Genomic DNA, 23,788 nt, shown 5'->3' on the forward strand with positions numbered 1-23,788 from the left:
GGGGTGCCCGGTCGCACGGGCGTCCGGTCACCTGACGGACGCGTTCGAAAAAAGAGCGGTCGCGGCCGGTCTACGCGAGGGGGAGCACCGTCGAGTAGACGAGGACGGCGACGATACCGGTGATGGAGATGATGGTCGTGAGCACCGTCCACGTCTTCAGCGTCTCCGCCTGCGTGAGGCCGCCGATTTCCTTGACGAGCCAGAAGCCCGAGTCGTTGTACCACGAGCAGATGTTTCCGCCCGCACCGATGGCCATGACGAGGTAGGCGGGGTGGACGGTGAGTTGACCCGTCAGCGGCGCCATGATGCCGGCGGTAGTGAGCATCGCGGCGGTCGCCGACCCCTGCGCGATGCGGACGATGGCGGCGATGAGCCACGCGGTCACGATGAGGCCGATGCCGACGCCTTCCAGACTGCCGGCGATGTACGAGCCGATTCCGGAGGCGGCCAACAGCGCGCCGAAGGCGCCACCCATCGCCGTGATAGCCGCGATGTTACCGCCGCTCTTCAGCGCCTCGGTGAGTTCGTCCTCCCACTGCGAGCGGGTCAGTTCGGACCATCGGAGGTACGTCAGCGCTGCCGCGATGGCCGCAATGGTGAGCGCGACGTTCTTGTCCCCGATGAACGCCACAATAGGCCTGATGCTCTGGAGCACCGGATACGTGGACTGGAGCGTGTCGACGATGGTGAACGAGGAGACGAGGACGACGGCGAGGAGGATGGGAAGCGCCGATTCGAAGACGCCAGGGATGTTCTCCGCGGAGCGGTTCGCGCGCTCCATCAACTCCTCGGTGGAGGTCCCCATCGCGTCGCGGAGGGGGATGTCGAGGCGGTTGTTTATCCAGCGGCCGTAGACGAGTCCGGCCATCGTCGCCGCCGGGAGGGCGACGGCGACGCCGACGGCGATAGTCATTCCGAGGTTGACGCCGATTTCGCTGGCGACGGCCAGCGGACCGGGCGTCGGCGGGATGAACACGTGGGCCGTCGCTCCGCCGGCGCCGACTGCGACGATGTACAGCGCGTAGTCCTTCCCGCGGCGCGCCCGCATCGAACGGGCCAGCGGCGCGAGCAGGTAGAACACGCTGTCGAAGAAGACGGGGATGGCGAGGACGGTACTGCTCCCCCACAGTGCGACGTCGGAGTTGTCCTCCCCGAGAACCGACTGGAACCCGCGCACGATGCGCTGGGCGGACCCGGCCTCCAGCATCGCTTTGCCGATGACCGCGGCCATCAGGATGGGAATACCGATGCCGGCCATCCCGTTCCCGAACGCCGTCGCCGTCTGCGTGGCGGCGTCGGCGAGCGAGAAGTCGGGTACGAAGGCGGCGTTGACGAGTCCGACCGTGAAGGCGGCGATAGTCAATCCGACGAACGCCGGGAGGTCCCAGACGACGAGCAGCAATACGACCACGACGAGCCCGACGACGAACGTCAAAAGCGGGCTGTGAGCGAATTCGGCTACCATAGAGACACCGGGTATCATCCACGTCCGTTGAAAATATTTTCCATTACAAAATATGTAGCAATCTCTGTCGGATTATATTTTATATTTGTATGACTCATTTAATTATCCAAAGGGGAAATCGATTCGAAATCGGCCAGGCGTTTATGACTCTCGACATGGACGGGCGAACGTGAACCGAGCACTCGCCGTCGTCGAACCGACCGACGCCTCGAAGGAACTGCTGCGCGAAGCCGGGAGCCTCGCCGAAGGCGTCGGCGCCGACCTCGTTCTGGTGCACGCGACCACCGACGAGGAGTACAGCGCCCGCCGAAAGGCGATGGAATCGCTCTCGAACGCGTCGACCAAGTATACGCCGGGGGAGGCCCGGGCGGGGGCGGCCGAGTTCGCCCGCGACTTGGGAGAGGAGATACTCGCGTCGTTCGACGTCGAGTACGAGGTCACCAGTTCGGTCGGCGACAAGGCCGACGCGGTTCTCGGGGCCGCCGAGGAGTACGACTGCGACCACATCTTCTTCGCCGGGCGGCAGCGTTCGCCCACCGGAAAGGCCCTGTTCGGCGACGCGACGCAACGGGTCATCCTCGACTTCGATGGACCCGTGACCGTCCTCACCGCCTGACCGCCGCTCTCGCTCCGTGCGAGGGACACGCATGGATAGACGCTCGCGTGCAGAAACTCATCAAATACACAAAGTATTATTTGCTGGGGTTGCGTGAGTCAAGACGAATGGATCAGGGAGGTGGAGCCGGCGGCGTCCCCGGCGAGGCGCCGGAACTCGCCGCTGCGCTCGACGAGCTGAAACGGCGCGGAAGCGCGCTCCTGGTCGTCGGTTCGGTACCGGCGGACGTCTACCGGCGGGTGTCCGTGCGGATGCTCGGCGACGGGGACGCGGCGCCCAGACGTCGGCTCCTCGTGACGAACGCCACCGACGACGAACGGGACTCGCGGCTGGAGGCCGTCGAGCGCCGAACGCCCGAGTGGACTCGAATCGTTCAGTTCGCCGCCGCGTCGAGGGGGTCCGCGGCCGCCTCGGCCGGACCGACGTCGACCGTCTCGCCGATGGAACCGGGAGTGGCGTCGGACTCCGATGCCGACGCCGACTCCGACTCCGGTTCGGACGCCGACGCCGACACCGGCGGCGACCCCATCGCACACCGCGTCGACGGGGGCGTGGTCGAGTTGGGTGCCGAGGTGACCAAGACGGTCGAGCAGTTCGACGCCATCGCCGGCGGACTGGCGCCCGCGGAACTCAGGGTCGCGTTCGACTGCCTGCCGACCCTCGTCGCCGAGTACGACCTCGAAACCGGCTTCCGGTTCGCGCACATCTTCGCGAACCACGTCCGCATCGTCGACGGCATGGCGCACTTTTGGCTCCCGCGCGAGCGAGACGACGAGGCCGTCCGCGTGCTCGAACCGCTGTTCGACGCGACGGTCGAACTCTGCCTCGACGGAACCCAGTTGCGCCAGCGCTGGCACTTCCGCGACAGCAACCTCTCGTCGGATTGGCTCGTGCTGGAATGACCGCACCGCTCGATACGCCGAGTGTGACCGACCAACACGCTTTTACTCGCAAACGATGACAGAGAAGATGATGGAACGGTTCGAGAATCCGGAGAGTTGGTCGCTCGCGACTCCCGAGACGCACCTCGAACTCTCGCTCGAACCGGTTCCCGGCGGCGACGGGATACTCGTCACCGACCCGATAGAGCGTCACCAGTTCGCACTGTCGACGCCCTCGGTGCTCGACCTCGAACCGGCCGACCCGGACGCGTTCTGGTTTCCGGCCGACGCCGCCGTTCGCTTCCGCACCGACAGGCTCGACCTCCAGTCGGTCGTCTCGGTCTGCGTCCGCGACGACGAGGGACGGATGCTGGGGCAGACGGAACACTACGCCTCGGAGTCGTTTCCGCGCGCGACGTACAGTTTGGAACTGTTCGCGCCCGTCAAGACGTACGTGCGCGTCACCGCGCCGCTGACGGTCAGTTCCGACGCCGAGCGGACGACGCTGTCGTTCGGCGAGGAAACGGAGGTGCTCGTCGGCGCGCGCTCGCACCACAAACGCCCCGCGACGACCATCACGACTCCGGACGACCCGCGGTCGATGATGCGGGCGGTGTCGCTGCTCGGGTCGGCGCTGAAGACCACCTCGCCCGAGCGGTCGTACCCCACGCTCCGAGGGCATCCGCCGCTCATCGAACGCGGCGAGACGTTCCGCGCGCCGCCGAGCATGACCGCGCCCGAGACGGGAGTCACGCTGGAACTCCCGGCGACGCACCGCCACGTGTACGTGGCCGCGCCGCTGGCGTACTACCTCGGCGCCACCGTCGTCGAGGGGGAGACGCCGCGGCTCCGAACGTCGGAGGGCTTCACCTACGACCTGGACACGGCGGTGGGGTACGAACGCGCCGTCGAGCGCACGCTCAAACAGACATTCTTCCTCGACTGCCTCGCTCGCACGGAGGGGTACTACCAGGTGGACCTACACGAGCGTCGGGCGGTCGAGGAGCGCCTCGACCTCGACTTCGCCGACCTGTACGGCCGGTCGCTGGCCGAACGGGTCGAAGCCTACCTGCAGGTGCCGTACGACGCCGTCGCCGACCACGTCCCGGAGTGGAAGCTCACGACGCACGTGACGCCGACGCCGGACAACGTCGAACTCCTGCCGTTCGTGGCGAACGACCTTGCCATCGTCCGGACGCCTCGGGCGAAACCGACCGCGAGTTCCGAGACGCAGGCGGCGGCCGTCGGGGCTTTCCTGCGGTCCTCGCCGCCCGCCGACGGCGTCGCTTCCGGGGACGACTTCACCCGGAGCGCGAGCGGAGCGACGCCGCTCCCGGAGCGGACGTACGTTCAACCCGAGGAGACCGATTCGCTGGAACAGGCGTGGGTCGGCGAGGGCACTCCGATCGGTGCGAGCAAGGCCTCGCTGCAGGCGTATCGCAACCGGCTGTACCGGTCGCCGACGGAGGGCGACATCGGCATCACCGTCGTCTGCAACGACCCCAAGATGGCCGACGAACGGGAGGACGTGGAGACGGTGTACGGTTCGCGCGACTCGCTCCCGTTCGACGTGCAGGTGCAGTACGAGTTGACGCGGGCGGAACTCCGGGACGCGCTCGCCGGCGAGACCGACTTCTTCCACTACATCGGGCACATCGACGACGACGGCTTCCACTGCTCCGACGGGACGCTCGACGCCGCGACGCTTTCGGAGGTTGGTACGGACGCGTTCCTGCTCAACGCCTGCCGGTCGTACGAGCAAGGGATGCACCTCATCGAGGCGGGCGCCATCGCCGGCATCGTGACGCTCGACGACGTCGTGAACAGCAGCGCCGTCGAAGTCGGGTCGATGCTCGCGAGGTTGTTGAACGGTGGGTTTCCAGTTCGAACAGCATTAGAGATTCTGAAGAAGACAAACCTCCCCGACAACGACTACCTCGTCGTCGGTGATGGTGGACATCCGATAGCTCAAACCGATGGTGCATTTCCGAATTCGGTCGAAATCGAGAAGCAATCCGACGGCTCGTTCGAGCTCATCTACCACACGTACCCCGCCGCCGAGTTCGGTATGGGTTCACTAGTCCAACCGCTCTTACCTGGAGAACACTCTTACTACTTATCATCGGGTACTGCAAACGTATTCACGCTCTCGGAACCCGAGCTAAGAGACTTCCTCAATCTGGAGAGGGTTCCGCTCCTCGCCAACGGTTCGTTGTACTGGAGTGACGAGTTCAGTACTGACGTACTCTAATTACGGACCCGAGATACCGACGTTGTTCCCCGCCGCGACGGACCCCGCCTGCGATAGCAGCAGCAGGGCCGTGAACAGGACGCCCATCATGCGCGGGTGGTCGGTCAGGTACTGTGCGACAGCGTTCGCGTCATCTTCGGACATGACATATGGTCCGTAGACCCGGCACTAAATGAATATTTTCGAGAGGTTCTGACACGAAATTAACTCAATTTAAACTCGTATTTTTATGAAGAAACTCGGAGACGTCGCCAGAGAGAATATAATCGTCGCACGACCGTTCTCACTAGGAGAAGGTCGTTACTCGGAGGAAGAGACTGCGAAGAGAGTGCCGACCGGGAGTTCGTCAGTTCTCGCTTTCGAGGTCCTCGAACGCGGAGTTGTCGCCGAGGTCGCGGTAGACGGCCGCGATGTCGCGTTCCTCGTCGAACTGACGGAGGGTCTCGTCGAGGTCCGCGCGGAGTTCCGAGAGGCGCGCGTCGAGTTCGCGGTACTCGTCGTTCTCCTCCAAGGTGGCCGCCTCCTTCTCCGATTCGAGGAGGGCCTTCTTCGAGGCGAGCGAGAACAGTTCCTGGACGCCGTCGTTGTAGGAGTTCCTCAGGAGGAGGTTGTCGACCGTCTCTTCGAGGGCCTCCTTCGAGACGGGTTTGACGAGGTAGTCGTCGAAGCCCATGGCGACGATGTCGAAATCCGGTTCGACGGCCGTCACCATCGCGACGCGGCACTCGAAACCGCGGTTCCGTATCTCCGCGAGGGCTTCGTCTCCGGAGAGGTCCGGCATGCGGCGGTCGAGGAGGACGACGTCGACGTCTCCGTCGAGTTGGTCGAGCGCCTCGTGACCGCCGTAGGCGACGCGGACACGACAGTTCTCTCTGAGCCACGTTGCGTACAGGTCGGCGAGGTCCGGCTCATCTTCGACGATGAGCACGAGCGGCTGGTCAGCACTCATTTGTATGTCCGTGGTGTTCCCGGAACACGCACGTCATCGAATGAAACGCGTGGGCATATCAATATACCCCTTATTCTGTCTGACGTGAACAAATTGGTTCCGGTCCACATAGATATCCAGTCAGAAGTTCGCAACTACTTAGATTTATATGTTTCGTCCGAATTCGCACGGAGTGAGACGCGGGCGCAATCCGCTCACTTCGCCACGTCGGTAATCGTCACGCGCGTCGCCTCTACCTCTTCGAGAACGGCGCCCCATCCGCCGACGCTGTAGGACCCTCCGTTGGTCCGAAGAGTGAAACACACCTGTCCGGCCAACTGCGAGAGGGGGGGCGTCCCGTCCGTCTCCGCCGCGCCCGAGTAGCGGAGTTCGACGACGTCCCCGGAGAGGTCGACGGCCTCGCCGGTCTCGGTGTCGAACCCCGCTACCGAGGCGCGGACGGTCGCTCCCGCCGAGAAGTAGGGTTCGATGGTGCGGACACACCGCCTGATGTCGGCGAAGACGAACGGCGGGTCGTCGTCGCCCTCGGCGTAGATAGTGTCCCACACCTCCCACAGGCAGGTCTGGAAGTACCAGTGGAAGACGTACGTGAGCGTGTAGTCGTCGACCAGCACGCCGTACTGGTTCAGCGAGTTCGCGTGCGGCGCGAAGCAGGTTCCGGTCCGGTCGACGAGGAGGACGAACGGCGCCGGAAGCGTCCGGTGTCGCGCCTCGGTGACGACGCCCTCGAAGTCGGCGGCGTCGAACGCCGACAGGTCGGTGTCGGGGTCGGTGTGGAGCGACACTTTCACGATGGCGTCGTTGCGGTACGCCTCCCGGAGCGCGGGCCGGAGGTTCTCGTACTGTTCGGGCGTCGCCGACAGTTGCACCTCGCTCTCCGCCTCGCGGATGAACGACGCGGCGCGCTGGAGCACCGTGTCGAACCGCTTGACGATGCTCAGCATGTGCGGGTCGACTTCGGGCGCCTCCCAGCGGTCCTCTATCTCGTCGGCCGCCGTCTCCAGCATCGTGGCGCGGCCGCGGAGGTCCTCCAGAACGGTCTCGGGGTCGCACGCCCGCGCGTGGAGGCTGTCCTGCTCGTACGTCTCGATGTACCCCTTCGCCTCCAGGTCCCTGAGCACGTCGTAGATGCGCGCGGTGGGAACCGCGCAGGCGTCGGCCAGTTCGGTGGCGCTGGCGGTACCCAACTGCAGGAGAGTGTTGTACGCCTCCGCTTGGTACTGCGAGAGCCCAGCGTCTTCGAGGGCGTCACGCAACTCCGTGGAGTTCATGCACTCCGTCGTGATTGAACCGCATTAATCATCATTGTTTCGGGTAGCCACTACAGGAGTTGTAACACAGTCAGCGTGAACGGACGGAGGGGTGAACCACGCTGTCACGCCCCCGAGCGGCCCGTTTCGGGACAGAGACACCACCGGTGTGGTCGGCAAGCCGAAGAAGGCGGAGAAGGGCAGCCGGTTCTGGTACGAGAGTTTACTCGTTCTGCGGGCTGTAGTTGGGCGCCTCGTCGGTGATCATCACGTCGTGGGGGTGACCCTCAGTCTGTCCGGCGCTGGAGACGCGGATGAACTCGGCGCGTTCTTTGAACCCGGGGAGCGTCTCGGCGCCGACGTAGCCCATGCCCGAGCGCATGCCGCCGACGAGTTGGTGGAGTTCGGAGGCGAGCGTCCCCTTGTACGGCGTCGCCGCCTCGACGCCCTCGGGGACGAACTCCTCGTCCTCGTCGGCGTCCTTGAGGTACCGCTCGCCGCCGCCGGACTTCATCGCGCCGACGGAGCCCATGCCGCGGTACTGCTTGTACTTCTTGCCGTTCATCGTGATGACGCGGCCGGGCGCCTCCTCGGTGCCCGCGAAGTACGACCCGAGCATGACGGCGTCGGCGCCGGCGGCGATGGCCTTGATGGCGTCGCCGGAGTAGCGGATGCCCCCGTCGGCGATGACCGGCACGCCCTCGGGGGCGGCCACGTCGGCGACTTCGGCGACGGCGGTTATCTGCGGCATCCCGGCGCCGGAGACGACGCGGGTGGTGCAGATGGAACCGGGGCCGATGCCGACCTTCAGACCGTCGGCGAAGTCGACGGCCGCCTCGGCGGCCTCGCGGGTACCGACGTTGCCGACGACGACGTCCGCCTCGACGGACTGTTTTATCTCGCGGGCGCTGTCGAGCACGTTGAGGTTGTGTGCGTGCGCGCAGTCGATGAACAGGATGTCGGCGCCGGCTTCGTCGGCCGCCGCCGCGCGGTCGGACTCGAACGGGCCGACGGCGACGCCGCAGACGAGGCGGCCGTCGTCGTCGCGCGCGGCGTTCTCGTGCTCCCGTCGTTGGAGGATGCCCTGCATCGTCACCAGACCGACGAGGCGCCCCTCGTCGTCGACGACGGGGACGCGCTCTATCTTGTGGTCGTACATGAGTTCGAGGGCGTCGCGGGCGTTCAGGTCGCGGCCGGCCGTGATGACCTCGTCCGTCATCGCCTCGCGGACGGCGTCGGACTCGCCGACTTCGAGGTACGGGCGGATGTCGGTGCCGGAAATGATGCCGAGCACCTCATCGTCCTCGTCGACGACGGGGGCGCCGGAGACGCCCTGGCGCTCCATCATCTCGTCCACCTCGCTGATGGTCTGGGACGGACGAGCGGTCACGACGTTCTCGCGGCGGATGACGAGTTCGTCGGCGCGCTTCACGCGCTCTATCTGCGTCACCATCGTCTCCGTGTTCATGTTCTGGTGGAGAACGCCGAGACCACCCTCGCGAGCCATTCCGATAGCCATGCCGCTCTCGGTGACGGTGTCCATGGCCGCCGAGAGCACGGGGAGGTTCAGTTCGACGTTCTTCGAGACGACCGTCGACACGTCCGCCTCGTCGGGTTCAACCCGACTCTCCATCGGACGGAGCAGTACGTCGTCGAACGTCAGTGCCTCTGGTACGCGCAGTTTCTCGGAGAAGGACTCTCGGTCCGGAACGTCGTTCGCCATGTAAATCGTCCAGACTCCTGCGACAAAAGGGTTGCGAGACAGCACAGGTGTGCAGTGTATTGCCAGTCATGCGGTTCAGATATACACGTTCGAGGATATCTGTCGGCGACAACGAGACGCGAAGCGCGCTCGCGGACTCCGAAATCCGGAGAGGAGACGACGTTCGCAAGAATCACCCGAACCGCCACGGCACACCGACGGATAGTCGGACAGAGAAACAAAAACCGACTATTCGTAGGCTAGTTTATATGGGGAGGTGAGAGGTACTGGTTCCCGTGCCGTGCGGTCTCACACAAATTTTAATAGTTCAGTACGATTGTTGGTAGATATGGACTTCGAGTGTCCCGCTGCACCGCGTATCGCCGGTCGGACGAGCTTCGACTCCGGCATCCTCTTCAATTTCGCGGCGATGTGGCGGACATTTACATTCGGGAAATCGGCCGTCCCGAACCTCACGGCGCTCGGAGGACTCGCGGCCACCGACGGCGGGTCGGCTGGCTTGCGTTCGTATCGCCGCTTGGCCGATGGTGACGGCCGCTAGCGCCGAATGAGCGTCTCACAGCACCCCGTCGCGCTCCGCCTGGAGCAACAGGTCGGCGGCGCGACGCGTCTGCTCGCGACGGTCATGGCGCTACCGCTCGTCGACGGCATCTTCCCGGCGCTCGTCATCGCGGGCGCGATGAGCACTCCCGTCGGCATCCTCCAGACCGGGCTGCTCATCTTCGGCGGGTCGGCCACCGTCGCGGTCATCCTCGCGGAGATGGAGGGGACCCGCCGCGAGCAGGTCACCTCGATACTCCTCATCGCCGCCGTCCTGCTCCCCGTCGCGGGGTTGGAGGCGGTGTTCGCGAGGACGCTGCAGACGGTGTTGAACTTCGACGTGTTCCACCGGTTCGCCGGATTGGTCATCCTCGCCGTCGCGGCGAAGACGGCCTCCTCGGAGGTCGGCGAGAAGCTTCCGTCCCCGAGCGTCATCATCGGCCTCGGGTTGGTCGCGAGCTTCGACCCCTCGAACCCGGAGCTGATACTGAACCTCGACGGGGAGATGCTGACGACCGTCACGCACGCCGTCGCGGCGGCCGGAACGGGCGTCGCCTTCGCGCTCTCCGTCGCGCTGCTCGCCCCGCGTCTGCGCGGCGCGGTCGACATCGACCGCTTCCGCTTCGGAAGCTCCGTGGCCCTCGGAATGCTGGCGCTGGACGTGCTCGGCGTGCTCCCGTCGCAGCGCCCCATCGCGCTGGGCGTCCTCGCCGTGACCGCGTTGTTCGCCTACGACCGTTCGGCCGGCGACGACTCGGCGGCCGAGGCGGACGCCGACGACGGCCCGTCGCCCGCGGAGGACGTGCCCGCCGCTCCCGCCACCGCCGCCACCGTCGCGGACGGCGGGGGCCACGACCGTCCGGAACCGACCCGCGACGATTCGGACGACGCAGCCTCGGACGCCGGCTACGGCTATCCCAGCGACAGCGATTCGCGCGCGCCGTGGCTCTGAGCTGACTCCGCTTCGTTCTCGTTCTTCTCCCCCGTCCGTACCCGTAGCCTCCCGAACGCGGAGGACTTACCACCGTCCCGTTCGTCCGCCCCGTATGAGCAATCGCGTCGTCGAAGGACGGATGGTGACGCCGGAGCGACTCGCGGAACTGGTCGAAGGCGAGAAACCCCTCGAAGCGGAGCCCATCGAGGACGCCGACCGGGAGTGCCCCGACTGCGGCGGCAACGTCATCTCGGTGGGGTACATGCCGAGCGTGACGGAGTTCGTGACGGCCTACAAGTGTCAGGACTGCGAGTGGGCCGAGACCGACCGCGATTGACGGGCGTCAATCGAAATTCCTTTACGTAGAATCGCCATACGAGGAGACGCAGACAGCGGGGTCGTGGCCAAGCCCGGCATGGCGACTGACTCCAGAGGCGACGCGCCCGGGACGAAACTCCAGACTGATATACCGAGCGACCGACTGATCATCGGTCGCGTTGACGACCCTCTGGAGTTCCGAGGCGCACACCGGAGATATCAGTCGATCGGGGGTTCAAATCCCTCCGACCCCACTTCTACTCCGAAACTACGACCGACGAGCACTGCGTAGCGTGTGCTCCTCACGCGTTTCGAGGTGTCGAACGGAGGGGCGGATTCGAACCCGGAGGACAAGCGACGCGGGTTCTCGCGGTTCACGTTCTCCCGGACACCTCTACCGAACCCCCGCCCTTCGGAGCGCTCGCTCTTTGCTCTTCTATCGGTTCCGCCGCGAACCGATGGCTAACTCTCACCGAACGGGAATTCGCTCAAGGGTCATCCCCCTCCGACGCCTCACAGCGGTAATGACAGATATCGGGGTCGTGGACGCGGGTGCGAGCGAGGGGGCCACCGACGGACGCGAGAGGCGCATGGACGAAGAGACGCTCCTCGTGACTCTCGTCGAGCGGATAGCCGGGGCGCTCGGTCGGGACCCGACCGACCTCCCGCCGCTGTCGAGGGAGGTAGACTTAGAGGCGGTCGCGGCGCTCGGGACGCGGCCGGGGACGACGGTCAGTTTCGAGGCGCACCGCTGTGCGGTGTTCGTCGGGAGCGCCGGGGACGACGGTCAGTTTCGAGGCGCACCGCTGTGCGGTGTTCGTCGGGAGCGCCGGGAACGTCTCGGTTTCGCGGCTCGACGCGGAGTAGTTCGGACGGAGCGTCGGCCCGAATCCCGAAGGAGAATCAGTCGGCCAGTTCAGCGTGGGGGCGGTCGAACTCCACGTCGGTCCCGTCTTCGCGGCAGACTTCGAGGGCGTGCTTCGCCGCGAATCCGGCGTCGTGCGCCGTGGCCCCGGTGCCGACGCCGACTTTGAGTTCGACGCCGGCCTCCTCGCCGACGTGGCGAATCGCGTCACGGTAGTCCTCCTCGGTCATGGCCGGACAGATGGAGATGATGTTGTCGCCGCCGACGAAAAAGGAGAGCGCGCCGTCCTCCTCGCGGAGGTAGCGCATCAGCGTCGCGTAGCCCTGCTCGATCTGGATGAACGAGTCGAACTCGTTGAGTCGGTCGGTGTACTTGCCCGTCGCGTCGTTCACGTCGAAGTGGGCGATCTGGAGGTCCTCGACCGCGCGTTCGGCGTCCGGAAGAGTGCTCCCCGAGAGCACCTCGCGGCGGTCGCCGTCCTGCGCGCTGCCGGCCGTCTGGAGGCCGGCGGTGCTCGCTTCGAGCGCCTCGATGGGCGAGGGGTCGACGCCGACGCCGAGGCTTATCGTCACCGGATAGCGGTTGCCGATGGTCTCCTGCAGCAGTTCGTGGTCCGCGTCGTCGAGGCCGTTCGTGACGGCCACCATGTTGTCGAAGCGGGTGAAGAAGACGTAGCCGTCCCGGCTCCCGACGAACTGCGCGAGGTCCGCGAACAGCCGCGACTGGAGCGTCTGGAGGTCCATCTCTCGGCGCGGCTCCGGGGTGACGGTCCACGGACCGTAGTTGTCTATCTGAATTAACGAGAGCTGCGTATTCGTCACGTTCAGAGACAAGGAGTTCGAGCATATCGTTCTTTGGTTGTACGCGCGAACGCGCCGCTACTCGACGTTCCCGACGCCGAGTCGCTCACTCCGCGGTCGCGCGCCGCCGGCGGACGTACCTGTCGTGCGCCACGTCGAGCGTTATCCAGACCACCACCCAGGTGAGGATGCCGACGAACGTGACAACCGTCGTCGAGAGCAGGGGGAGGAGGCTCGCGAGGCCGACCAGCACGGAGTACGTGAGAAATACCGCGAGCACCGCGACGCCGAGGCCGACGGCGCCGCACGCGTAGTGGCTCCGCGCTCCCGGCACATACGGCTCCGCCGAGGGGTCCTCCTCCGTTCGCACGACGAAGACGTTCATAATTAATAGTCGGCAGCGGAGCATATAATTGTTACCGATACGCACGGGCCGAACCGGCGAGGCGCGGCTATCCCCATCGGTTAAGCCCGAACGGCCCCCAGGTGGGAGCGATGAACTTCCGAGGCGTCGTCCTCGACGTGGACGGCACGGTGGTGCGCGGGGACGAACTGATTCCGGGCGCGCGGGACGGACTGGACGCCCTCGCGGCCGCCGGGGTGACGCGCGTGTTCGTCTCGAACAATCCGACGAAACCCCCGGAAGCGTACGTCGACCGCTTCGCCGGCGTCGGCGTCGAGGTGTCGCCCGAGGAGGTGATCACCGCCGGGTCGGTGACGGCCCGGTACCTCCGCGAGGAACGACCCGACGACGACCTGTACGTCGTCGGCGAATCGGGCTTAGTGGACATCCTCACCGACGCCGGCCTCTCGGTCGTCGGCGCCGACGATTCGCCCGACGCACTGGTGGCGTCTATCGACCACGAGTTCGACTACGACGCGATGTGTCAGGCGCTCTGGACGCTGTCGGACGACGACGTGGGATTCGTCGGCACCGACCCGGACGTGGTCATCCCCGCCGTCGGACGCGACGTACCGGGGTCGGGGGCGGTTATCAACGCCATCGCGGGCGTCGCCGAACGCGAACCCGACGCGGTGCTCGGGAAACCCTCCGAGACGGCGCGCGAGATGGCGCTCGAACGCCTCGGCGTCCCGGCCGAATCCGTTCTCGTGGTCGGCGACAGACTCAACACCGACATCGCCCTCGGCGAGCGCGCGGGCATGACGACGGCGCTCGTGAAGACCGGCGTCACCGACGACGACACCCTCGCCGCGTCGTCGGTGACGCCCGACTACGTCCTCGATTCGCTCGGGGAGGTCGGTCGGTTGCTGGAGGAGGCGTAGGCGAGGGACGAGTTCGGACGAACGGTTAAGCGCTCGCCGGCCGTACTCCCAGTGGAGAGATACCAATGGGCAAGAAGATACTCATGCTCGTCGGCGACTTCGTCGAGGACTACGAGACGATGGTACCGTTTCAGGCGCTCGGAGCCGTCGGCCACGAGGTGGACGCCGTCTGTCCCGAGAAGAAGGCCGGCGAGACGGTGAAAACCGCCATCCACGACTTCCGGGGCGACCAGACCTACCTGGAGGAACGCGGCCACGACTTCGAGGTGACTGCGACGTTCGACGACGTCGACCCCGCCGACTACGACGCCCTCGTCGTCCCCGGCGGCCGCGCACCCGAGTACCTCCGAACCTACGACCAGGTGCTCGATATCGTCCGGCACTTCTTCGAGGAGGACAAGCCGGTGGCGTCGCTCTGCCACGGACCGCAGATTCTCGCCGCCGCGGGCGTCCTCGACGGCTACGAGATGACGGCGTACCCCGCCGTCCGCGCCGAAGTCGAAGCGGCCGGGTGCGCGTGGACCGACGAGGTGACCGTCGACGGGAATCTCGTCACCGCGCAGGCGTGGCCCGACCACCCCGAGTGGTTGGCGGAGTTCTTCGACCTGCTCGGAACGGAAGTGACCGACCGGGAAGCCGCTCTCGCCGACGACTGAGACGGGCCGTAGCGGGACGGATTCCGAGCACCCCTCTCGGTCGGACGCGCAGCCCTCGCCACAGTTCTCCGATTGTGAATGTCTGACAAAGCTTTATACCGGAGAGTGCGGTATGGAGTAGCATGGAAGGTCAGCCGAACAGCCCGTACGTCTTCGACGGCGACGGAGAACTACACGGACCGTACGTCTCGCGCGACGAGGTGGAAGAAACCCCTATCAGCGACCCCGAGGAGCGGGAAGTCGTGATCGTAGAGGGAGAAGCCATGAGTTACCGGGCGTATCACCGACGCTGACTCTCCCGCCCCGGACGGCCGGGGCGTCTCTATAGTAGCGTCTGCAACTGTGTACTCATCCGACCGCACGCCGTCGTGCGGTCGAGTGTGTAATGACTTGTAGACGCGACTATAGTTCCCGTCTCACCCGCGGTTCTGAACCCGTTTTCGACGCTGTCGCTCCGCGAGCGGCGGCCGTAAAGAAGAGCGAGACGGAAGCGCGCGGCGTTAGAAGGCGTCGCCGTGGGCTTCGATTTCGGCGTGGAGTCCCTCGCGGAGCGCAGCGTGGACGTGACAGATGTCCTCGGCGCGGGAGACGATTTCGTCGAGGTCCTCGTCGTTGACGTCCTCCTCCACGTGGACGGAAAAGCGGATGGCTTCCAGGTCGTCGTCGTCGTTGATGTCGGCGTCGGCGTCGATCTGGACCTTGCCGATGTCCTCGTGGCCCGTCTTGTTGGCGCCGACGCGGAAGGCCGGCAGGAAGCACGACGCGTAGTCCGCGACGAGCACCTGGTTCGGGTCGGGACCCTCCTCGCCCGTGGCGTCGATGGTGAGTTCGAAGTCGCCGACCTGACTCGTGGAGGCGAAGCCCTCTTCGCTGACGGTGGAAGTTTCGATATCGCTCATGCGTCTCCACGGTCGAACGCCGCGGCCCTAAATGTTGCTCACCAGCGCGAGCGGTGCGACCGCTCCGTCGCCATCGAAATATCGCTCGTGATATTTTAGTTGCACAGCTATATATCGTTCTGGGGTAATTTCACGTATACAGCTATGAAGGGAAATCGCGGCGGGGGCGGGGTATCGGGTGGTGGAGGCGTCGTCGTCCTCCTCGTACTGGTGATGGCGGTGACCGGCGGTATCACGTCTGCGAGCGCCGCGGCGTGTTCGGCCACGGAGGCGGTGGACTGCCGACTCGCGGGCGGGTCGGCGGCCGCCGAATCCGCCGCTCGACAGACGTCGCCGGTCGGGTCGGCGGGCATCGTCGGCGCGCCGCCGCCGTGGGGAAACGGACCCGGTAGCAACGGACCGCCGGAAAAAACGAACGACGACGGCGACGAAGCCGACGAGGAGAACGAAGACGGGAACGACGGAGCAAACGGCGCGAGCGACGCCGATTCACCCCGAGGAGGTGACGCGCCGGGCAACGGCCACGGGGCCTCCACCGGGTCGTCTGCGCAGGGCGACTCCCCAGGGAGCGACGACGCCCCCGACCGAAGCGGCGAGGGGTCCGAACGAACGGGTGCCGACGCCGGCCGACCGACGAACGCGACTCACTCGGGCGAGGCCGCCGGGAACGGGAGTGCGGGTGCTGCCGCCCGCGCCCCGCCCGCGGCCGTCCCCGCGTCGGTGAACCTTACGGCCCGCGGGAGGGCGGCGGACCGCGACGAGACGGTCGTGAACGCGTCCGTCGGCGAGATTCGGCGGAACCAGCGCGTCAGCATCGACCTCGACGCTCGCCGGAACGCCCTTCTGAACCGCTCGAACGCCTCCGACGTGGCCATCTCGACTATCGACCTGACGCCGACGCGGAACGGGTCGTTCACCATGAACCTCACCACGGCCGAGCGAATCGAAGGCTCCCCCGAGTTCGAGACCGACGACGGGGCGGAGACGCTGTCGCACATCCGCGTCGACCACTCCATCTCGAACGCCGAGGTGAACGGCACCGTCGAAATCGGGTTCGAGGTGTCGAAGGCGCGCCTCGGAAACGAGAGCGTCGCGCCCGAGAACGTGGCCCTCTACCGATACGAGAACGGGTCGTGGACGGAACTCCCGACCGACGTCGTCGGCGAGACGAACGAGACGGTCCGCTTCCGCGCGGCGTCGCCCGGCCTCTCCGAGTTCGCCGCCGGGGCGAAGCGCGCGCGGTTCACCGTCGAGACGGTCGACGTGGCCGTCGCGGAGATAACCGTCGGCGACGGCGTGCGGGTCCACGTCACGGTCGGCAACGACGGCGGCGCGGACGGGGAGTTCCTCGCCCAACTCATCCTGGACGGTCGGCCCGTCGAGGAGCGCTCGCTCACCATCGCGGCCGGCGGGCAGCGACAGACGCTGTTCGACCACGCCGTCGTCGACGCCGGCGAGTACGAGGTCCGGGTGAACGACGTCGTCGCCGGGTCCGTCGTCGTTCGCCGACCCGTCGAGGAGGGATCGACGGGCGGTGCGGAGACGGACGAGTCGGCCACCGAACCCGCGGCGACGGACGCGAAAACGACCGCGCCGACGGTGACCGGCACCGACGTCGCCAGTCCCGTGTTCCACCCGACGGCGCTCGTCTTCGTGGCGCTCGCGTCCGTCGTAGCGCGGGTCCGCCGCCGTCGCTGACTCGATTCTCACTCGCTCTTCTTTCCGGCCAGAGGCGGTTGGATGTCACCGTTCGTCGTCGGAGATAGCCGACGCGCGGCGCGCGCGGGTTGCTCCCGTTCGTCGTCGGTCCCCGGGCGGCGGCTACCGTTTCGACCCGTCCGAGCCGTCCGACCCGTCCGCCCTGTCCGCGTCACCCGTTCGCCCGCCCGCGCTCCCTGCCTCGTCCGCGCGCAGCAGTCGAAGCGTGACGACGCTTCCGCGGGGGTCGTTCTCCGCGAACGCGACGGACCCGCCGGAGCGACCGACGAGCCACTTCGTCACCCACAGGCCGATGCCGCTGCCGTGGTCGAGCGCCGTCTCCTCGCCCTCAACGAGCACCGACCGCTCGTGTTCGGGGATGCCGGGCCCGTCGTCCGCGACGGCGACCGTCGCCGTATCCCCGTCGGCGCTGACTGTGACGCCGACCGATGGGACGACCTCGTGGTGGACGCACGCGTTCTCGACGACGTTCCGGACCGCGTCCCCGATACCGGGGACGGCGCGGACGGCGAGGGAGTCGGGGACCGTCGCCGTCAGGTCGGCTTCGGGGTGATCCGCTCGGACGTCCGCGAGAGCGTTCTCCACGGCCTCGACGAGGTCCAGTGAGACGGGGTCGGTCGCGTCGAGGCGCCGGTCGAACACGCGCGCCTTCTCGCTGACCGTGACCAGTCGCTCGCCCCGCCGGAGTATCGTCTCGGCTGCTCGCGCCGTCTCCGGATCCCCCGTTCGTGAGGCGACGACGTCGGCGTAGCCGAGAACGACGTTCATCTCGTTTCTGACGTTGTGCCGGAGAACGCGGTTCAACACGTCGAGTCGCTGCTCGCGCTCTCTGATGGCCGTCTCACGCTCGTCGAGTCCGGTCGAGAGCGCGTTGAACCCGTCGCTGATTTGCGCCCACTCCTCGGCCGACCGCAGGTCGAGCGTGCGGTCGTACTCGCCCGCCCGGAGCGCCTCGAAGCCATCGAGTAGTCGCCGGGTCTGCCCGACAGTTGTGCGGTGTTCGGTCCACCACAGCAGTCCGACCAACAGCAGGACCAACAGCAGTCCCGCGCCCTGCGCGGCGCCGAGCGTCCGAATCCGCTCGTCGAGGGTCGACCGGTCGCGTTCGACGGCGACCGTCCACCCGTACGGCTCCACGGCGGCCCGTCCCGTCAGCGCGCGCTCGAACGGCTCTCGGCTCTCGTACAGCACCGCATCGCCGGCGCTGACGGTGACGCGCTGGTCGTGGCGCGCCAGCGGCGCGACCGGTTCGAGGAACGTATCCGTGGAGACGTACATCGAGGCCGCGAGCACGCCGACGACGCGCCCCTCGCGCAGTATCGGCGCGCTGACGACGACGAGATACTGGTCGCGCGCGGGGACGAACTCGGGGTCGGAAACGGACGACCCGCGGTAGCGGGCGGCGGTGAAGTACGCCTCGTCGCTCACGTCGGACCCGACGGTCGCCGCGCGGACCGTCTCGTCTATCTGGCCGTCGAACGCGAGGACGGTACCGTTCGCGCCGACGACCTGCACCGCCGAGAACCGGCTGTTGTCGACGATGCCGTCTATCACCGCCGCGTTGTTCGAGAAGTTCGACACCTCGGGTTGTGAGGCGACGTAGCCGATGTAGTCGGCGCGTTCGTCCAACGAGGAGGCTATCTGCGCCGCGCCGAGGGAGGCGGACTCCTCAACGGCCGACTCGCTGCGCTGGAGTTCCTCGTGCTTGTACAGTTCCACGCCGCCGTAGGTGGCGCCGCTCAGAATCAGCGTGACCGCTACGAGCACGACGGCTAACTTGGTCTGTAGTTTCACCCGACTGCGTTCTCCTTCTTCTCGGGGCGTTCGATGTCGCCTTAGGTATACTTATCGGATATAATTACTTTCAGTGAAGAGGGATTTTTGGTCCTTCGCGCCGTGGTGCGCGCAAAAATCGGGTCGGGGTCGGAAGAAACTACTCCAGCGAGAACGTCCCGTCGCCGTCGAGGACGTGCACCTCGGCGTCCGAACCGGTCGCTTTGACCTCGCGTTCGAAGTCGTCGACGTCGATTTCGATCGGCGGGAACGTATCGTAGTGCATCGGGAACGCGTGGTCGACGTCCAACCAGTCGACGGCGATGGCGGCCTGCACCGGTCCCATCGTGAAGTGGTCGCCGCAGGGAAGGGCGGCCGCGTCCGGTTCGAGGTACGGACCGATGACGTCTTTCATCTCGGACATCAGTCCCGTGTCGCCGGCGTGATAGAACGTCGTCGCGTCGGCGTCGGACTCCTGTGTCGGCTTCTTGTCGCTGAGGAGGAAACCCACGGGAACCCCGAAGTCGTTCTCGTAACTGGTGTTGAGGCCGTTGGTGTGGTCCGCGCGGTGCATCGTGACGAACGCGTCGTCGCACTCGACGGTGCCGCCCATGTTCATGCCGATGCTGTCCGTGAAGCCCTTCTCGTCCTCCATGTAGCCGGTGAGTTCGGGGACGCCCACGACCGTCGCGTCGGTGAACGCGCCGGCGTCGGAGATGTGGTCGGCGTGGCTGTGCGTCAACAGGAGGTAGTCGGGGTCCTCCACGTCCGAGGGTGACAGGTCGGTGAACGGGTTATCGAAGAACGGGTCGATGAGGAACGTCGTGCCGTCGACGTCGACGTGCCAGGTGGAGTGACCGTGCCAGGTGAGTTCCATCGTCATAGTCGTGTGCCACTTGTGCCGTCGGGCGCATAAATCCAACAGTCCGGAGACAGGTCTGCTCGTTCCACCGGAGACGGACAGTCGGCGCCGACGGACACTCCGGCGGACCGAAAGTAGATTCTTCAGCTGACACGTCCACCGGTCCGGTATGGAACACGAGGTATCCGCCCGGCCGTCGTTCGCGCTACTGACCGTCTCCTTGGAGGAAGGCGAATCCCTCCGCGCCGAGTCGGGGGCGATGGTGAGCCACGACACCGGCATCGAGATGGAGACGAACGCCACGGGCGGCTTTCTGAAGTCCATCAGGCGCGCGTTCGGCGGCGAGAGCTTCTTTCAGAACACGTTCCGCGCGACGGCGCCGGGCGACGTCCAGTTCGCCCCGCCGCTTCCGGGCGATATCTCTCACGTCGAACTCGAAGGGGATACGCTGTACGTCCAGTCGGGGTCGTATCTCGCGGGCGACGCGGGCTTAGACGTAGACACGGAGTTCGGTGGTACGCGGACGTTCTTCGGCGGTGAGGGCCTCTTTCTCTTGAAAGTGACCGGGACGGGACCCCTGTTCCTGTCGAGTTACGGCGCCATCGAGGAGATATCGCTCAACGACCGGGAGTCGTTCGTCGTCGACACGGGCCACGTCGTCGCCTTCGAGGACACCGCCGAGTTCACCGTCCGGCGCGTCGGCGGCCTCCGGTCGACGCTGACCAGCGGCGAGGGCCTCGTCTGCGAGTTCGGCGGCAGCGGCACGGTGTGGGTGCAGTCGCGGAGCCCTGACGCGTTCCTCTCGTGGCTCATCCCGAAACTTCCGCAACCGTCGCCGAACACGCAGTGAGCGGACGGGAGAAACCCGACGGTTTTCCGCGAAGGAAAGAACGAAACGGGCGCGCGGTGACACCGCGTCCATGCACCGCGTACGCTTCCGCGACCCCGCGGGGTCGGCCCGCGACGGCCAGTGGCACGACGACGGCGTCTCCTTCGCCGACCGAACGTACTCGCTCGACGAGGTGGACGTCCTCCCGCCGTGCGAACCGACGAAACTGGTCTGCATCGGCCGCAACTACGCTGAACACGCCGACGAGATGGACAACGACCTGCCGGACCGGCCGCTGCTCTTTCTCAAACCGCCGAACGCGCTTGCGTCCCACGGCGATACCGTGACCGTCCCCGGAGGAAAGGAGCGAATCGACTGGGAGGCCGAACTCGCCGTCGTCATCGGGGCGCAGGCCCGCGACGTCGACGCCGACGACGCGATGGACTACGTCGCCGGCTACACCTGCATGAACGACATCTCGAACCGCGACGACCAAAATAAAGAACAGAACTGGGTGCGCGGGAAGGCGTTCGACAACTCCGCGCCCCTCGGCCCCGTCCTCGCCACGCCCGACGAGGTGCCCGACGACGCCGCCATCAAACTCCGCGTCAACGGCGAGACGAAGCAGTCCTCGACCATCGAGCACATGATTTTCTCGATTCCCGAGCTAATCGAGGAGATAACGGCGTACGTGACGCTGGAACCCGGCGACGTGATATCGACGGGCACGCCCGCCGGCGTGGGCGCCCTCTCGGACGGCGACAGCGTCGAAGTCGAAGTCGAGGGCGTCGGCGTCCTCGAACATGACGTGCGCGTTCCGTAGGCGTCGCCCCCGATTCGAGTATTCTCCTCGCTCGTCCCCGCGTCGCACGCGACGTCCGAGCGTCGTCCGGTGTAAGCACCCTTAAGAACCGGCGGCGGCATCGTTCGACCATGCGACCGAGGGACCTCTCCGCGCACCAAGCGTACGTACCCGGACGCGGCGCCGAGGAGGTGGCCCGCGAACTCGGGATGGACCCCGACGAGTTGACGAAACTGTCCTCGAACGAGAACCCGCACGGACCGAGTCCCGACGCGGTGGCCGCCATCGAGGACGCCGCTCCGGAGGTACACGTCTACCCGAAGTCCTCCCATACGGACCTCACGGACGCCCTCGCCGAGCGGTGGGACCTCACCTCAGAGCAGGTGTGGGTCAGCGCCGGCGCCGACGGCGCCCTCGATTATCTCTCGCGGGCGTTCCTCGAACCGGGCGACCGCGTGCTCACGCCGGAACCGGGCTTCGCCTACTACCCCATGTCCGCGCGCTACCACCACGGCGAGGTGGCCGAGTACGACCTGTCGAAGGCCGACGACTTCGCGCAGACGTCCGAGGGAGTGCTCGACGCCTACGACGGCGAGCGCATCGTCTACGTGACGACACCGCACAACCCGACAGGGTCGGAGATGCACCGAAGCGACATCGTCGACCTGCTCGAATCGGTCGACGACGAGACGCTGGTCGTCGTCGACGAGGCGTACGGCGAGTACAGCGAGGAACCGTCGTCCATCGACCTGCTCTCCGAACACGACAACCTCGCGGTCACTCGCACGTTCTCGAAGGCGTTCGGCCTCGCGGGGCTCCGCATCGGCTACGCCGCCGTGCCCGAGTCGTGGGCCGACGCCTACGCCCGCGTGAACACGCCGTTCGCGGCGAGCGAGGTGGCCTGCCGCGCCGCCCTCGCCGCCCTCGGCGACGAGGCGCACGTCGAGACGTCGGTGGAGACGGCCGAGTGGGCCCGCGAGTACTACCGCGAGGAACTCGACGCGGAGACGTGGCCCTCCGGGGCCAACTTCGTCCTCGCCGAGGTGGGCGACGCGTCCGCCGTCGCCGAGGCGGCGCAAAAACGGGGCGTCATCGTCCGCGACACGAGCAGTTTCGGCCTGCCCGAGTGCGTCCGCGTCTCCTGCGGCACGCGCGAGGAGACGACGCGCGCCGTCGAGGTGCTGAACGAGGTCATCGCCGACCTAGACGCAGGGGTCCCCGAGGCGTGACGCGCCGCATCGTCCTCACCGGCACGCCCGGCACGGGCAAGACCACCGTCTCCGAACTCGTCGCCGAGCGAACCGGTCTCGACGTGGTCCACCTGAACGACGAGATACGCGACGAGAAACTGTACACCGAACGCGACGACGAACGCGACTCGCTCGTCGCCGACGTGGAGGCGATAACCGAGTGGCTGGGCGAGTGGGACGGGATGGTCGAGTCGCACCTCTCGCACCTGCTCGACGCCGACGTCGCCGTCGTCCTGCGCTGTCACCCCGAGGAGTTGGAAGAACGCCTGCGGGAGCGGGGAGAATCGGAGGCGAAGGCGCGGGAGAACGCCGAGAGCGAGGCGCTCGACGTCGTCCTCTCGGAGGCCGTCGACCGCTTCGGTACCGAAGCGGTGTACGAGATAGACACGACCGACCGGACGCCCGAGGCCGTCGCCGACGACGTGGTGGCGGCCGTCGAGGGTGAGATGGAACCGCGCGCCGGAACCGTGAACTTCATCGACTACCTATGAGGCGGACCCGATGACGCTCGACCGCTACCGCTCGGTCGCGGACCGCCTGCTCGACCCGTTCGTCGGCGCGGCCGACCGACTCGGGCTCTCTCCCGACGGCGTGAGCGTCGTCGCCTTCGCGTTCGCCGTCGCCGCCGGCGTCGCGTTCTACCTCGGGACGCCGCTCTGGTACGCACTGGGCGGCGTCTTCGTCTTCCTGAACGGCTGGTTGGACCTCGTGGACGGCGCCCTCGCCCGCGCGCAGGGCGTCTCCTCGGACGGCGGCGACCTGTTGGACCACGTGCTCGACCGCTACGCCGACATCGCCATGCTCGTCGGTCTCGCCGCCGGCATCGACTCCTACGGTCTCGGCCTCGCCGCCGTCACGGGCGTCTTGATGACCTCGTACCTCGGCACGCAGATTCAGGCGGTCGGCCTCGGCCGCCAGTACGGCGGCCTCGTCGGCCGCGCGGACCGCCTGGCGCTCATCGGCCTCGTCGCGTTCGTCGCCGCCGCCGTCCCCCGGCCGGTGTTCGGACTCACCCCCGTCGGGTGGCTCTTGGTGTTCTTCGCAGTCATCGGCCACTTCACCGCGCTCCAGCGGTTCTGGGGCGCGTGGTCGGACCTCTCCTGACGGGACCGGGTTCGAGAG

Annotated in this window: 25 protein-coding genes, 1 tRNA gene and 1 pseudogene; 17 read left to right on the forward strand and 10 right to left on the reverse strand. The window is 66.7% G+C overall.

The genetic code is table 11. From position 1 onward, the window contains the following. Positions 1-70: 70 nt before the first annotated feature. Complete coding sequence (locus NDI76_RS07605; protein WP_310923400.1) at positions 71-1,465, reverse strand: GntP family permease; 1,395 nt, start codon at positions 1,463-1,465, stop codon at positions 71-73. Between the two features lie 169 nt (positions 1,466-1,634). Between NDI76_RS07605 and NDI76_RS07610 the strand changes: the two genes are divergently transcribed. From NDI76_RS07610 to NDI76_RS07620, 3 genes are all read left to right on the forward strand, one after another. Continuing rightward, positions 1,635-2,081, forward strand: a complete 447-nt coding sequence (locus NDI76_RS07610; RefSeq protein ID WP_310923401.1) for a universal stress protein — start codon at positions 1,635-1,637, stop codon at positions 2,079-2,081. Positions 2,082-2,188: 107 nt separating this feature from the next. Beyond that, a complete protein-coding gene (locus NDI76_RS07615) occupies positions 2,189-2,983 on the forward strand; it encodes a DUF7504 family protein (RefSeq protein WP_310923402.1) in 795 nt (264 codons plus the stop codon). Between the two features lie 67 nt (positions 2,984-3,050). Continuing rightward, positions 3,051-5,213 carry a caspase family protein gene (locus NDI76_RS07620; protein WP_310923886.1) on the forward strand — a complete coding sequence of 721 codons (2,163 nt, stop codon included), beginning with the start codon at positions 3,051-3,053 and terminating at the stop codon, positions 5,211-5,213. Here the strand turns inward: NDI76_RS07620 and NDI76_RS07625 are convergent, their stop codons facing one another. The 4 genes from NDI76_RS07625 to guaB form a co-directional block, all read right to left on the reverse strand. After that, complete coding sequence (locus tag NDI76_RS07625) at positions 5,214-5,357, reverse strand: DUF7503 family protein (RefSeq protein WP_310923403.1); 144 nt, start codon at positions 5,355-5,357, stop codon at positions 5,214-5,216. It abuts the gene before it with no gap. Between the two features lie 202 nt (positions 5,358-5,559). Next, the gene (locus tag NDI76_RS07630) at positions 5,560-6,162 is read right to left on the reverse strand and encodes a HalX domain-containing protein (protein ID WP_310923404.1); all 603 of its coding nucleotides are present in this window, start codon (positions 6,160-6,162) and stop codon (positions 5,560-5,562) included. A gap of 194 nt (positions 6,163-6,356) precedes the next feature. Continuing rightward, positions 6,357-7,433 carry a TrmB family transcriptional regulator gene (locus NDI76_RS07635; RefSeq protein WP_310923405.1) on the reverse strand — a complete coding sequence of 359 codons (1,077 nt, stop codon included), beginning with the start codon at positions 7,431-7,433 and terminating at the stop codon, positions 6,357-6,359. A 202-nt stretch (positions 7,434-7,635) separates the two neighbouring features. Then, the gene (gene guaB / locus NDI76_RS07640) at positions 7,636-9,135 is read right to left on the reverse strand and encodes an IMP dehydrogenase (RefSeq protein WP_310923406.1); all 1,500 of its coding nucleotides are present in this window, start codon (positions 9,133-9,135) and stop codon (positions 7,636-7,638) included. 328 nt (positions 9,136-9,463) lie between these two features. On the opposite strand from guaB, the gene NDI76_RS07645 reads away from it, so the two are divergent. The 5 genes and pseudogenes from NDI76_RS07645 to NDI76_RS22590 all read left to right on the forward strand — a co-directional run. Beyond that, a complete protein-coding gene (locus NDI76_RS07645; protein WP_310923407.1) occupies positions 9,464-9,676 on the forward strand; it encodes a DUF8099 family protein in 213 nt (70 codons plus the stop codon). Between the two features lie 6 nt (positions 9,677-9,682). Then, a complete protein-coding gene (locus NDI76_RS07650) occupies positions 9,683-10,627 on the forward strand; it encodes a DUF5794 domain-containing protein (protein WP_310923408.1) in 945 nt (314 codons plus the stop codon). A gap of 94 nt (positions 10,628-10,721) precedes the next feature. Next, positions 10,722-10,946: a DUF5795 family protein gene (locus NDI76_RS07655; protein ID WP_310923409.1), complete on the forward strand. Its 225-nt coding sequence runs from the start codon at positions 10,722-10,724 to the stop codon at positions 10,944-10,946. A 57-nt stretch (positions 10,947-11,003) separates the two neighbouring features. Beyond that, positions 11,004-11,181, forward strand: a tRNA-Trp gene (locus NDI76_RS07660). Between the two features lie 336 nt (positions 11,182-11,517). Continuing rightward, positions 11,518-11,646: pseudogene (locus tag NDI76_RS22590) on the forward strand (HalOD1 output domain-containing protein); the annotation flags it as partial. 184 nt (positions 11,647-11,830) lie between these two features. Here NDI76_RS22590 and NDI76_RS07665 read toward each other — a convergent pair. Next, entirely contained in the window at positions 11,831-12,613 is a 783-nt protein-coding gene (locus NDI76_RS07665; RefSeq protein WP_310923410.1) for a GTP cyclohydrolase III, read from the reverse strand. An 85-nt stretch (positions 12,614-12,698) separates the two neighbouring features. Beyond that, positions 12,699-12,977, reverse strand: coding sequence for a hypothetical protein (locus tag NDI76_RS07670; protein ID WP_310923411.1), 279 nt, complete (start codon positions 12,975-12,977; stop codon positions 12,699-12,701). 110 nt (positions 12,978-13,087) lie between these two features. On the opposite strand from NDI76_RS07670, the gene NDI76_RS07675 reads away from it, so the two are divergent. From NDI76_RS07675 to NDI76_RS07685, 3 genes are all read left to right on the forward strand, one after another. Then, positions 13,088-13,876, forward strand: coding sequence for an HAD-IIA family hydrolase (locus NDI76_RS07675; protein ID WP_310923412.1), 789 nt, complete (start codon positions 13,088-13,090; stop codon positions 13,874-13,876). Positions 13,877-13,941: 65 nt separating this feature from the next. After that, complete coding sequence (locus NDI76_RS07680) at positions 13,942-14,532, forward strand: DJ-1/PfpI family protein (RefSeq protein WP_310923413.1); 591 nt, start codon at positions 13,942-13,944, stop codon at positions 14,530-14,532. Between the two features lie 122 nt (positions 14,533-14,654). Further along, positions 14,655-14,825, forward strand: a complete 171-nt coding sequence (locus NDI76_RS07685; protein WP_310923414.1) for a hypothetical protein — start codon at positions 14,655-14,657, stop codon at positions 14,823-14,825. Between the two features lie 207 nt (positions 14,826-15,032). Here the strand turns inward: NDI76_RS07685 and NDI76_RS07690 are convergent, their stop codons facing one another. Next, a complete protein-coding gene (locus NDI76_RS07690) occupies positions 15,033-15,431 on the reverse strand; it encodes an OsmC family protein (protein ID WP_310923415.1) in 399 nt (132 codons plus the stop codon). Positions 15,432-15,575: 144 nt separating this feature from the next. On the opposite strand from NDI76_RS07690, the gene NDI76_RS07695 reads away from it, so the two are divergent. Further along, positions 15,576-17,129, forward strand: a complete 1,554-nt coding sequence (locus tag NDI76_RS07695; RefSeq protein WP_310923416.1) for a PGF-pre-PGF domain-containing protein — start codon at positions 15,576-15,578, stop codon at positions 17,127-17,129. A gap of 123 nt (positions 17,130-17,252) precedes the next feature. Here NDI76_RS07695 and NDI76_RS07700 read toward each other — a convergent pair whose 3' ends face one another. Together NDI76_RS07700 and NDI76_RS07705 are read right to left on the reverse strand one after the other, a co-directional pair. Further along, positions 17,253-18,944, reverse strand: coding sequence for a sensor histidine kinase (locus NDI76_RS07700; RefSeq protein WP_310923417.1), 1,692 nt, complete (start codon positions 18,942-18,944; stop codon positions 17,253-17,255). A gap of 139 nt (positions 18,945-19,083) precedes the next feature. Then, on the reverse strand, positions 19,084-19,800 hold the full coding sequence (locus tag NDI76_RS07705; protein ID WP_310923887.1) for a metal-dependent hydrolase: 717 nt from the start codon (positions 19,798-19,800) through the stop codon (positions 19,084-19,086). Positions 19,801-19,954: 154 nt separating this feature from the next. Between NDI76_RS07705 and NDI76_RS07710 the strand changes: the two genes are divergently transcribed. The 5 genes from NDI76_RS07710 to NDI76_RS07730 all read left to right on the forward strand — a co-directional run bounded on the left by NDI76_RS07710 (position 19,955) and on the right by NDI76_RS07730 (position 23,770). Continuing rightward, positions 19,955-20,635 (forward strand): TIGR00266 family protein, encoded by a 681-nt coding sequence (locus NDI76_RS07710; protein WP_310923418.1) that lies wholly within the window; start codon positions 19,955-19,957, stop codon positions 20,633-20,635. A gap of 70 nt (positions 20,636-20,705) precedes the next feature. Continuing rightward, complete coding sequence (locus NDI76_RS07715; RefSeq protein ID WP_310923419.1) at positions 20,706-21,437, forward strand: fumarylacetoacetate hydrolase family protein; 732 nt, start codon at positions 20,706-20,708, stop codon at positions 21,435-21,437. Positions 21,438-21,547: 110 nt separating this feature from the next. Next, positions 21,548-22,645, forward strand: coding sequence for a histidinol-phosphate transaminase (gene hisC / locus NDI76_RS07720; protein ID WP_310923420.1), 1,098 nt, complete (start codon positions 21,548-21,550; stop codon positions 22,643-22,645). Beyond that, positions 22,642-23,157: an adenylate kinase family protein gene (locus NDI76_RS07725; RefSeq protein ID WP_310923421.1), complete on the forward strand. Its 516-nt coding sequence runs from the start codon at positions 22,642-22,644 to the stop codon at positions 23,155-23,157. Before hisC ends, NDI76_RS07725 begins: the two co-directional genes overlap by 4 nt. A gap of 10 nt (positions 23,158-23,167) precedes the next feature. After that, complete coding sequence (locus NDI76_RS07730) at positions 23,168-23,770, forward strand: CDP-alcohol phosphatidyltransferase family protein (protein ID WP_310923422.1); 603 nt, start codon at positions 23,168-23,170, stop codon at positions 23,768-23,770. The last annotated feature ends 18 nt before the right edge of the window (positions 23,771-23,788 follow it).

The sequence above is a fragment of the Halogeometricum sp. S1BR25-6 genome (assembly GCF_031624495.1).
In the GTDB taxonomy this organism is placed as follows: Archaea; Halobacteriota; Halobacteria; order Halobacteriales; family Haloferacaceae; genus Halogeometricum; species Halogeometricum salsisoli.